Here is a 10,433-nt window from a genome sequence, read left to right as displayed (position 1 = left end):
GTCGTAGACCTCCACGTTGGCGGTGGCACTCGGATATCCGCCTCCTAGTGCGTAGATGCGACCCTCGGCATCGGCCACCGCCGCCATGCCGTTCCGAGGAGAGAACACGGGAGGCGGCACCGGCTCCCAAAGGTTGGTCCGCGGGTTGTACGCCTCCACACTCACCATGTCGTAGAGGTTGATCCCAAAGGCGTAAATGCGCCCGTCAGCCCCGGTGGCCGCGGACACGCCGCTCCGCCCAAGGGGCGCCGCCATTTGGGGAAGGTCCCGCCAGCCCAGGGTGGGCGCGGAGGGATCGTAGAACTCGGCCATCAAATTTCCGTCGGCAAGAGTGAAGGCCCCCACCGCGTAGATGCAGCGGCCCACACCTGGTCCCTTCGGCGGAGCCGGGCAGGGACCGGTGGTCGCCCCGAAGGAGCTTCTCCCCTTGAGCATTGGGGCTATCGATTCCCAGCTGCCGAGATGGTGGGAGTCGGCTCGGGCTGGAGCGGTGGGTGCCACCAGCGGCACACCGACCAGCAGCACGACGAACGCGCAGATGGCGATGACTCTGGGCTTTCCCAGCCTGACGCTTCCAAGGGCCATGGTGCGAGTGTGCCCCGAACCGGCGAGCGGTACGCGCGCCACAATGGCGCGTTTTTCGACGTGGATGACTCGTGAAGGGATCTCCCGCAAGAATTTCATGCTCTTTCATGGTAAGGAGGACGGCGTCGGCGCTTGGTCGCTCGACTGGCAGTCGTCGAGGCCTCGGTGTCGATCCGCAGCGCCGCAGTGAAGTGGTGTTGACGCACCCCCTCCGTGACCGTCTCTAGGTCACGGCAAGGTCACGTGATCGCTCGCTTGCGACAATGCCGTACGTCTATGACCTGCGCCGAATTCCACGCAATGCCGTCTGACCTGCTTGCTTGTCTTGGCCGCGGTCTTGGAGATGCATTCGGCTCACCCGGCACGGAGGAGCGCTCGGGTCGCGGCCCTCTTTCGCTCCCAGCCGCTCTGGCCGCCCGGGTGGAGCGTGTCGACGATGCGGTCGAACTGAGCGTCGACGGCCGCCGCGTTGGGCTGGGCGAAGATCGTGCGGACGGCGGCTCCATGGCACGATCGGGGACTGCTACGACAACCGTCGCTGAGTCGTTCTTCGCCAGACGAGCAGGCCGTCGTTGCGGAGCCGGTTGCTGAACAGCCACGACTTGTGCGCTGGTTCAGTCGGTCGAGGCCGCAGCGGCCGCCGGTGAGGAGGACGGTAACGCGTTCCCCACCGCATCCGCGGACGAAGCTCGCACGACCACGGCGGCGCCGGGGTACCGCCGCACCGCCTCCTGCACCGGTATCGGCACGTCACCAGTGACCACCACCAGCGACGGGTCTCGCGCCAGCTCGGCCGCGAGCGTCACCGCCCACCGCGCCTCGTGGTTCAACACCGCGAGCGGCGTGTCCAGGTGGAGCCAGAGCGGCCCAACCGCACGTGCTGCGCCGCCAAGCGACCAGCCGCGGGCGACCGCTTCGGCGGGCGCCGCCACGCGTGCCATGGCCTGACCCACCGTCGCGACACCGGCGAGCCGCGTGGCGTCCACGACGGCGACCAGGCGTCCCGCCGCAGCGGGTCCCACCCGCGCCAGGTCATGATCGTCGAGGAGGACCCGCCCAGCCAGCGGCGGCCGCCGGCCGGTCAGCACCGCAGCGAGCTCGTCGACGCTGTCTGCGTCGAGCGCGAGCACCTCCGGCGGTTCGACGGTGCAGTCGAGGAACATGCCGTCGCTGAGGCGAACACTCCGGAGCTCGAGTCGTCCCGGTCCGGGCTTGATGTCGGCGGGATCGGCGGACGGGGCGCGGCGACCCACACCGAGTCGCCGCTCCAGGCCGGCGCCGTACAACTCGGTGGCGATGGCCAGGAGCATCCGGACCCCGAACAGCGCGCCGATCCCCCAGGTCGACCACAACAGGCCGGCGACGACAGGACCGGCGATCTCGCCGGCGTCCTCGCCAAGGCTGACGGCCGACATGGTACGGGCGCGGCGTCGCGGATCCAGCTCGGCCACGCGGGCCATGAGGGCACCCCAAGCCGGCTTGAAGGCGGCCTTGCCGAGGTCGTCGGTGAGCTTCGCGGTGGCGAAGCCGCCGAAGCTCGGCGCCACCAGGTAGATCGCGGAGGAGACGATGTTGGCGACGCTGCGCACGGCGAGCACCAGCCGGTGGCTGACGGTGTCGGAGAGCCACCCGAAGAGGGGCCCGGTGAGGGTGACCCCGGCGGCGAGCAGGAAGATGAGACCGGTTTGGCTTTCGGTCAGTCCGGCGTGCTCGACGGCGAGCACCGGGAAGAGGTTCGCCATCATGTACGCGGTGCCGGTCACGAGAAACCCGAACACGGCCGCCGCCAGCACGGGCGGGCGGGCGGCCGGAGGAGCGGCGACGGGAGCATCGGGGGGGAGCGCCCCACTTGCCGGCGGCGTCATCTCGACCAGGACCTGGGCCTCGAGGTCGTCGGCGGCGGTGCGAGCCGGCGCGGCACCGTCCGCCGCCGGCTCGTGCAGGTAGCGGACGACGACCCACAGCGGCAGTGCCGACAAGGCGAACGCTATGAGGAACGGGAGTGAGAAGTTGGCGCCGCTGAGGCCGAGCACCAACCCGCCGGCGCCCTTGCCTACCGACCCGGCAACGCCCTTCGCCGTCTGGTACCAGGCGAAGGACGACGCGATCCGCTTCTTGCCGCCGTGGACGGCGAGGAGCGACGCCGTCGCCGGGTCGCGCAGTGCGATGGACACGCCGTGCAGGCCGCGGATGGCGAACAGCTGCCACGGGGCGGCCGCGAAGACGAGCAGGAGCGACACGGCGCTGCGCAGGGCGATGGCGACGAGCAGGACGCGGCGGTAGCCGAGCCGGTCTGCGACCCACCCGAGCGGGACCTTGAGCGCCATCGCCACGACGGTGTTGAACCCGAGCAGCATGCCGATCTCGGCGAGGCCGAGGTCGAGCTGGTAGGCGTACAGCGGCAGGACGAAGCTGATGATCCCGAACGAGAGCCGGGAGAAGAAGCCCTCTGCGACGAGCGCGCCGAGTGGTCCTCGGCGCACCTCCTCGGCAGCGGGGGTGTCGCTCACGCCGCGGCTGGCACCGCCGCCCCGCCGGGGGAGGCGAGGGAGACCTCGCCCCGCGCGAAGGCGAGGATGTAGGAGGCGATGGCGGGCGCCGGATCGGGCACGCCCTTGTAGCCGGGAAAGGTGTTGACGTCGACGACGACGGGCCCGTCCGGTGACTCGATGACGTCGAGCCCGTAGAGGCCGAGGCCGAGCACCTGGCCGCACCGTCGGGAGATCTCCGCGAGCTCTTCGCCGACGGGGCACGGCCGCCCCGGGACCGAGAAGCTTGTGGGCGAGAAGGGCTTCCGCACGGCGTAAACGTCGTCACCGACCACGTACACCTTCAGGTCCTCGCCCGGCCCGGTCACGTGCTCCTGGACGATGACCGGCGACTCGCCGATCTCGATGGCGGCCAGGTCCTCGGCGGTGCGGGCGATGTGGATGCCGGCGCCGCGGTGGCCGCGATGGGGCTTCACGATGAGGGGCCCGTCCTCAACCAGCGACGCCAGCAGAGACAGGTCCGAAGTGATCCAGCTGCGGGGGGTGGGGATGCCGGCCTCCTTGAGGTACCGGGACACCACGATCTTGTCCTGGGTGGCCACCCAGGAGCCGTAGGGGTTCAGCAGCTCGGCGCCGGCGGCGTGGAGCGCGCCCGCGAAGCTGAAGGCAAACTCGGTGTGCGACTTGAGCACGTACAGGTCCGCCTCGGGCCGGATGAGGTCCGGTCGGACCAGGCACTCCTCGGGGATGGCGGCCTCGACCTGGTGGCCCTCCCGTCGCAGCCGGTCGAACACCTCGACCAGCACGGGACTCGGTCGGTCGGGCACCCGGCGGTTGATGACGAAGTGCAGCTTCACGAGCAGACCTCCACGTCGTGATTGATGGCGGCGGCGATGCGGTCGGCCAGGAGCCGGCCGGCGTCGGGTACGCCCTTGAACCCGGGGAACGACGACACGTCGACGAGCCACGGCCTGCCGCCGCTGTAGACGACGTCGGCGCCGAAGATGTCGATGCCGATCGCCTCGCCGACGCCGATGGCGATGCGCCGGAGCTTGTCGTCGACATTGAGCAGGGCGCCCTGCTTGTCGGCGGCGGTGGCGACCGGGAACCGGCGCCCCACGCAGAACACGTCATCACCTATCCGGTACAGCTTGCGGTCGAGGCCCTCGGGGCGGTGGTATCGCTGGACGAGGAACGGGCCGTCGTTCCCAGCGACCGCGCCGAGTTCCGCAGCGTTGCCGACGACCGTGACGCCGGTGCCCTTCGACCCGCGGTTCGGCTTCACGATCACAGCCCCCCCGTCGAGCAGGTCGCCGATGCCGCCGGGCTCAGCGACGAACCACCCCTCGGGAACGGGCAGCCCCGCGGCGGCGAGTCGGGCGGCGGTCGCCGCCTTGTCGCGGCATGTGGCGACCGCTGGGTACGGGTTGAGCGTCCTGGCGCCGGCGTCGTGCAGGAGCGCGCCGATCGTCAGGGCTGATTCGTCGGCGTGACGCAGCACGTAGAGGGTGTCCTGCACGTCGGCCTCGGACACTGAGAAGGGTCGCTCGCCGGCCCGCAGGAGGGCGACGTCCACTCCGCCGGCGCGGAGCGCACCGACGAGCTGGGTCGTGACGGTGCTCGGCGGGCGGTTCTCGTGGACGACGACGACCCGCCTCATCGGGCACCTGCCGACGAGACCGGCGCGTCCTGATACGCCGGCGGGAACAGCACGCCGTCGTCGGTGAAGATGAACCCGCGGTAGCGGGACGCCACCGCCCGAGCCAGCGGGTCGTCGCTGTCGAGCCCGCACACCTCGGCGATGAACGCCATCACGCCGAACGTCGCCAGCCGCTGCTGCAACTCAGCCGCTTGGTGGTCGTCGCGGTGGCGGTACAGCAGAGCTCCGGCGATCCCGAGGGTGAAGTAGGCGGGGATCGTCCCGGTGGCCTGGTGGATGGCCAGCATCGGCCCGACCAGGCGGTCGGCCGGGGCCAGTTTCCGGAGCGGGTCGCGGGCCACCCGAGGGATCGGGTCGGCCAGCCGGTCGTTCGCGAACCGGCGGAGCGCGTCGGCCACGGGTGCGTGGGCGTCGGCGCCGAGCTCCGGGAACAACGCCAGCAGCGCCCGCTGCGACTCGAGCATCGAGCCGGCCACCATCGGGCGGAGGACCGGATCAGCGATGGCCTGGTCTACCGTCTCGTGGCCGCGCAGCCAACCGAGGTAGGCGCAGATGGCGTGGCCGGCGTTGAAGACGTGGAGCTTGCCGAGGAGCGCGGCCTTGTAATGGCCGGTGCCCGTGACGCCGGGGAGGATCGGCAGTGGCGTCGTCAGCGTGCGCGTGTCGACGGCCAGGCGCCGGGCGTCGTCGCCCACGAACTCCGGCGCCGGGTCACCCCAGGAGCCACGTCCCACCGCCACGCTCGCCACCGCGCCGGCGACCCCGATCCGCGGCAACGTCACGTGGCGGGCTGCGGCCGCGGCGGCGAGGTCGGTTGCCAAGGCGCCGGCGCAGTCGCCGTTCTCCACGACCCAGACGTCGAGCGGGCGACTGGGAGGCCGGATCGCCAGCGCGTCAGCCAGTGGTTCAGCGAGGCCCCGTACCTTGCCGACGCCCACGGCCGTGCAGACGAGATCAGCGTCGGCGACGGCGCCCCGGAAGTCCTCGCTGCCGATCGCGACGGCACGCACGCCCACGACGTCCTGGCGACGGGCCGGCTCGCGGGGACCAGCGGGCGAGGGGGGCGCCGCGACCTCGGTCACCACGAACCGCCCGAGACGATCGATGCGCGCCGCGGTCTCGGCGGTGCGGGCCGCCAGCGTGACGTGCCACCCCGCTGCCTCGAACAGCGGCGCGAGGTAGCCCGCGCCGATCTTGCCCGGACCGATGATGACGACCCGCATCAGCGCACCGTCGCCAGACGGGCGGCCGGGGCGGCCAGCCGGAGGCGTGCCTCCAAGAGGTCCGCGACCGCCTCGGGCGCCTCGGCGACCCCGGTGTAGTTGGGGAAGTCGTTGACGTCGACCACGCGCGGACCCGCACCGGAGTCGACGACGTCGATCCCGCACAGCGGAAGGCCGAAGGCGTCACGGCAGGCGTGGGCGATGACTCGCAGCTCCGGTGTGACGGCGACCGGAAGCGCCACATCGTCCTGCCGGGGAGCAGTCAGCGGCGACGGCCGCCGCACGGCCCAGACCGTGTCGCCGCAGACGTAGACCTTGACGTCCCATCCGCCGGTGTCGATCCAACGCTGCGCGAGCACCAGCCCGTCCCGCCACTCCAGGCCATCGAGGTCGGCGGCAGATGCCACGACCGTGACGCCGCGGGCATTGTCGCCGAGGTGGGGCTTGAGGACGAGCGGAAACCACGACGGGTCGAGGCCGGCGAAGGAGCGCACGTCCGGGGCCACAAGCGTCTCGGGCGTGGGGACACCGCACTCCGCGAGGATGCCTGCTCCCCTCGCCTTGTCCCGGACGGTGTCGACGGCGAGTGACGGGGTGATGACGTCACAGCCGAGGCGGCCAACCCGATGCAGCAGCGTCAGCGCGAACGGGTGACGCGAGCGGGAGACGACGACGTCGCCGGGTGCCATCTCCTCCAGGGGAGACTCGAGGACGCCGCCTTGCACCCGCACCGTCTCGTCGTCGATCACCACCAGACGGAGATCCACGTCCCGTGAGGCCAGCGCGTCGATCATCGCCTGCGGCATCCGCTGGGAGAGGTAGCGCCTGTCGGAGATGCACCAGACGGCACCGAGGTCACCGCGCCTAGTCGTCATCGTCGCCTCCGTCATCGTCGTCGTCATACCCGTCGTCGTCGTCGCCGTCCCCACCGCCGGCCGGTGCGGGCGACGGCGCGGGCACCGGTTGGGCACCAGTACGCGGAGGCGGAGGCGCGGCCACGGTCGGGAGGGGAGCCGGTGTGGCGGTGGCCGCCGGTGCCGGTGGCGGAGCCGGCGGCGCCGGTGCGGGAGCCGGCGGCGCGGTCGTGACCGTCGGCGGCGGCGGCGTCGTCGAGCTCGTCACCGCCGGATCGCGCTCCGCGGCATTGCCGCCACTGCGAGAGAACTCGATCGGCTGCGGCGGATCGACGGCCGACCGCTGTGACGCGACCAGCACCACGAGCACCGCAGCCACCACGGCGGCTGCGGCACCTACGATCGTGGCGGCCTTCGTACGACTCATGACCCCTTCCTACACAGGCCCCATGAGCGGATGATGAGACGACGATGAGACTTCTCTCATCGGGGCCTCCCCGGTGGTCAGCCGCGAGCAGCCTGCACGTGCCGGGTCAGCTCGGCCCGCAGGTCGGCGAAGGTGAACGGCTTGGTCAGCAGCCCGGCTGCGCCGGCTTCGGCACACGCCCGCCGCGAGCCCGGGTCGTCCTGGCCCGTGAGCACGACGACGGGGGTCTCCCGCTCCTCGGCGCGGATGGCGGTGAGCACGCTGATGCCATCGGTGTCGGGGAGCCCGAGGTCCAGCACCACCGCGTCGAACGAGTCGGTGGTGGCCAGGAACAGGCCGACTGCGCCGTCCTCGGCGACCACCACGTCCCAGCCGATCTTGGTAAGGCCTTTGGCGAGGAAGGATGCGATGCGAGGTTCGTCCTCGATCAGCAGCACCCGGACGGGCGGTTGCTCGCTCACCGTTCGTCCTTCAGTCGGGCGCGGATGCGGAGCACAAGCTCGTCGAACTCGAAGGGCTTGGTGAGATAGTCGTCGGCGCCGGTCTCGAACGCTCGGGTCTTGTCGCGCACGCTGTCGCGGGCGGTGACGGCGATCACCGGGACGGTGAGGCTGCGCTCGCGCATCCGGCGGAGCACTTCGAGGCCGTCCATGTCCGGCAGGCCGAGGTCCAGCAGCACCAGGTCGAAGGGCTGCTCCTCCGCGAGTGCGAGCGCTTCCGATCCTGTCGCCGCTCGCGTGGGCGCGAACCCGCGAGCCCGCAGGCCCTTGACCAGGAACGACGCGATCCGGTCCTCGTCTTCGACCACGAGCAGCGCCGTCACGCCGCCCCCTCCGTCGGGCCTTCGGTCGGAAGCGCGAGCGTGAAGGTGGCGCCGGCGCCGACGCGGCTGCGGACCTCGACACGGCCGCCGTGGGCTTCAGCGATGGCGCGCACGATCGAGAGGCCGAGGCCGGACCCGCCCTTGCTGCGTCCGCCGGTGCGGAAGCGCTCGAACAGGTGCGGCTGCTCCTCCGGAGGGATGCCCGGGCCCGTGTCCCGCACCCAGATCCGGGCGACGTCCCCGGCCAGCGCGGAGCCGATGGCGATGGCGTCGTCAGGGCCGGTCTGGCGCACGGCGTTCTCTGCCAGCTGCATCACCGCCTGGGTGACGCGCTGACGGTCGGCGACGATGCGGCCTTGGGCGAGGCCGTCGACCTCCCAGCGCCGCCGGCCCAGCGCGGGCGCCTTGCCGCACAGCTCCTCGGTCACCTCGGCCAGGTCGACGAGGTCGAGGTCGAGGAAGTCCGGTCTCTCGGCGCGGGCGAGGACCAGGAGCTCGCCGACCAGCCGCCCCATCCGGTGCAGCTCGTCCATCACCAACCGAAGGGTCTCCTCCCGCTCCTGGGGGTCGTCTTCCAGCTGCTCGAGGTGGCCTTGGACGATCGTGAGGGGCGTCCTCAGCTCGTGCCCTACGTCGTCGATGAACCGTCGCTGGCTCTCGAATGCCTCCTGCAGGCGCCCGAGCATGCCGTTGAGCGTGGTGGCCAGCACGGCGAGCTCGTCGCTGCCATCGGCCGGCAGCCGCTGGCTCAGGTCGGTCTCGGAGATCCGGTGCGCGACCTCGGTGGCTTCGCTGACCCGGCGGAGGATCCGGGTCGCGATCCAGGCCGCGAGCGCGCTGGCGACCACGAGGGCGACGACGCCGACGAACGCCAAGGCCCGGAGCGCCTCATCGACCTCGGCCTCCTCGAGAGCCTTGAACCGGGCGGCCACGTAGACGCCTGCGGTGTTGTCACCCACCCGGACCGGCACCGCGACGTACTTCACGGGCCCGGCGGGGGTGGAGACCGCCCCCCGCTCGCTCTGCTCGAGGTCGGCCCACCGCCCGGTCAGGTCCTCGTCCTGGTCAAGCCGGTAGGGCATCACGGGTCGGCTGCGCAGGTAGGGCCGGCCGTCGACGTAGGTGACGAGGGCCTCGTTCCGCACTGGGACGTTCCGCTCCAGGTACAGCGAGAACAGCCGACGCACGTCATCGCGGAGCGGGAGCCCGGTCTGAGGGTCCGTTCCGGACGCCAGCTGGCGCAGCTCCTCAACCTCCTGGTCGAGATCGGCATCGATCCGGTTGTCGAGTCGGCTCAGGAGCACCGCCCGCGCCGCGACGAGCGACGCTGCGAGCGCTACGAGCAGCAGGAGCGCGAACGACGCGACGAGCCGGCCGCGGAGCCCGAACCGGGGACGCCGCTCTGACGGAACCGCCGCCCCAGTCGCCGCCGGCGACGGTGTGGCGGCCGGCGAGACCGGATGCCTGGTCGTGGCGTCCATCAGCTCCGTATCGTCGCCGCTTCGGCTGGATCGGTCCAACCGGGCACGATGGGTGGCGTGCCCCGCATCCTGATCGCAGAGGACGAGCCCCGGATAGCGTCGTTCCTACAGAAGGGGTTCGAGGCCAACGGGTTCGTGACCTCTGTGGTCTCCGATGGCACCGCTGCGGCTGCCGCCGCCCGAGACGACGAGTTCGACCTGCTCATCCTCGACCTCGGGCTGCCGAGCCTCGACGGGCTCGGCGTCCTCGCGCGGCTGCGAGCCCGTGGCGAGCGGCTACCGGTGATCGTGCTCACGGCGCGGGACTCGGTGCAGGACACCGTCTCGGCCCTCGAGGGCGGGGCCGACGACTACGTGACCAAGCCCTTCAGCTTCGAGGAGTTGCTGGCGCGGGTCCGAGTGCGGCTGCGGGGCCCGGCCGAGGAGGCGACGGTCCTGCGAGCGGGACCGGTGGCGCTCGATCTGCGCACCCGGCGCGCATCGGTGGGGGCCGGGACGGTCGAGCTCACCGCCCGCGAGTTCGCGCTGGCCGAGACGTTCCTTCGCCACCCGGGGCAAGTGCTCAGCCGCGAACAGCTGCTGAGCCATGTCTGGGGCTACGACTTCGACCCCGGCTCGAACATCGTTGACGTCTACGTTGGCTACCTACGTCGAAAGCTCGGTGACCGCCTCATCGAGACCGTCCGCGGCATGGGTTATCGGATGCAGGCCTCCGATGGCGAACCACCGGCGCGCCAAGAGTGACTGCACGGCGCGGGCGCTCGGACCTTCGCTGAGCCTCGGCGATCTGGCACAGCTCAATGCTCCAGCGGTCGTCGAGGCCCGGCCGCTCGCAGGTCTTTGACGGCCCTTCGCGTTGGAGTAGGGAAGGCGCTGGGGGTGAGGGCGGGG

General features: G+C 71.4%; 11 protein-coding genes. 1 reads left to right on the top strand and 10 read right to left on the bottom strand.

The genetic code is table 11. From position 1 onward, the window contains the following. The 10 genes from VM324_00055 to VM324_00010 form a co-directional block, all read right to left on the bottom strand. Positions 1 to 684 (bottom strand): hypothetical protein (locus tag VM324_00055; protein ID HVL97674.1); only part of this gene is annotated, 684 nt, incomplete at its 3' end. Positions 685 to 1,199: 515 nt separating this feature from the next. Next, positions 1,200 to 3,095 carry an MFS transporter gene (locus VM324_00050; GenBank protein HVL97673.1) on the bottom strand — a complete coding sequence of 632 codons (1,896 nt, stop codon included), beginning with the start codon at positions 3,093 to 3,095 and terminating at the stop codon, positions 1,200 to 1,202. Continuing rightward, positions 3,092 to 3,931 (bottom strand): ATP-grasp domain-containing protein, encoded by an 840-nt coding sequence (locus VM324_00045; protein ID HVL97672.1) that lies wholly within the window; start codon positions 3,929 to 3,931, stop codon positions 3,092 to 3,094. Before VM324_00045 ends, VM324_00050 begins: the two co-directional genes overlap by 4 nt. After that, on the bottom strand, positions 3,928 to 4,734 hold the full coding sequence (locus VM324_00040; protein ID HVL97671.1) for a hypothetical protein: 807 nt from the start codon (positions 4,732 to 4,734) through the stop codon (positions 3,928 to 3,930). The genes VM324_00045 and VM324_00040 overlap by 4 nt, the downstream gene beginning before the upstream one ends. Further along, positions 4,731 to 5,957 (bottom strand): hypothetical protein, encoded by a 1,227-nt coding sequence (locus VM324_00035; GenBank protein ID HVL97670.1) that lies wholly within the window; start codon positions 5,955 to 5,957, stop codon positions 4,731 to 4,733. The genes VM324_00040 and VM324_00035 overlap by 4 nt, the downstream gene beginning before the upstream one ends. Next, the gene (locus VM324_00030) at positions 5,957 to 6,859 is read right to left on the bottom strand and encodes a hypothetical protein (GenBank protein ID HVL97669.1); all 903 of its coding nucleotides are present in this window, start codon (positions 6,857 to 6,859) and stop codon (positions 5,957 to 5,959) included. The genes VM324_00035 and VM324_00030 overlap by 1 nt, the downstream gene beginning before the upstream one ends. Then, the gene (locus tag VM324_00025) at positions 6,822 to 7,238 is read right to left on the bottom strand and encodes a hypothetical protein (GenBank protein HVL97668.1); all 417 of its coding nucleotides are present in this window, start codon (positions 7,236 to 7,238) and stop codon (positions 6,822 to 6,824) included. The genes VM324_00030 and VM324_00025 overlap by 38 nt, the downstream gene beginning before the upstream one ends. A 77-nt stretch (positions 7,239 to 7,315) precedes the next feature. After that, on the bottom strand, positions 7,316 to 7,675 hold the full coding sequence (locus tag VM324_00020; GenBank protein ID HVL97667.1) for a response regulator: 360 nt from the start codon (positions 7,673 to 7,675) through the stop codon (positions 7,316 to 7,318). Between the two features lie 20 nt (positions 7,676 to 7,695). Further along, a complete protein-coding gene (locus tag VM324_00015) occupies positions 7,696 to 8,061 on the bottom strand; it encodes a response regulator (GenBank protein ID HVL97666.1) in 366 nt (121 codons plus the stop codon). Next, entirely contained in the window at positions 8,058 to 9,542 is a 1,485-nt protein-coding gene (locus VM324_00010; protein ID HVL97665.1) for a HAMP domain-containing sensor histidine kinase, read from the bottom strand. The genes VM324_00015 and VM324_00010 overlap by 4 nt, the downstream gene beginning before the upstream one ends. A 57-nt stretch (positions 9,543 to 9,599) precedes the next feature. Between VM324_00010 and VM324_00005 the strand changes: the two genes are divergently transcribed. Beyond that, complete coding sequence (locus VM324_00005; protein ID HVL97664.1) at positions 9,600 to 10,286, top strand: response regulator transcription factor; 687 nt, start codon at positions 9,600 to 9,602, stop codon at positions 10,284 to 10,286. Positions 10,287 to 10,433 lie beyond the last annotated feature (147 nt).

Source organism: Egibacteraceae bacterium, from assembly GCA_035540635.1.
GTDB lineage: Bacteria > Actinomycetota > Nitriliruptoria > Euzebyales > Egibacteraceae > DATLGH01.
This window is presented reverse-complemented; position numbering and strand designations above follow the sequence as displayed.

Bases quoted from the DNA above. Each gene is read 5' to 3' on its own strand.
- VM324_00040 (HVL97671.1), bottom strand. From the start codon at position 4,734: ATGAGGCGGGTCGTCGTCGTCCACGAGAACCGCCCGCCGAGCACCGTC.
- VM324_00035 (HVL97670.1), bottom strand. From the start codon at position 5,957: ATGCGGGTCGTCATCATCGGTCCGGGCAAGATCGGCGCGGGCTACCTC.
- VM324_00030 (HVL97669.1), bottom strand. From the start codon at position 6,859: ATGACGACGACGATGACGGAGGCGACGATGACGACTAGGCGCGGTGAC.
- VM324_00025 (HVL97668.1), bottom strand. From the start codon at position 7,238: ATGAGTCGTACGAAGGCCGCCACGATCGTAGGTGCCGCAGCCGCCGTG.
- VM324_00010 (HVL97665.1), bottom strand. From the start codon at position 9,542: ATGGACGCCACGACCAGGCATCCGGTCTCGCCGGCCGCCACACCGTCG.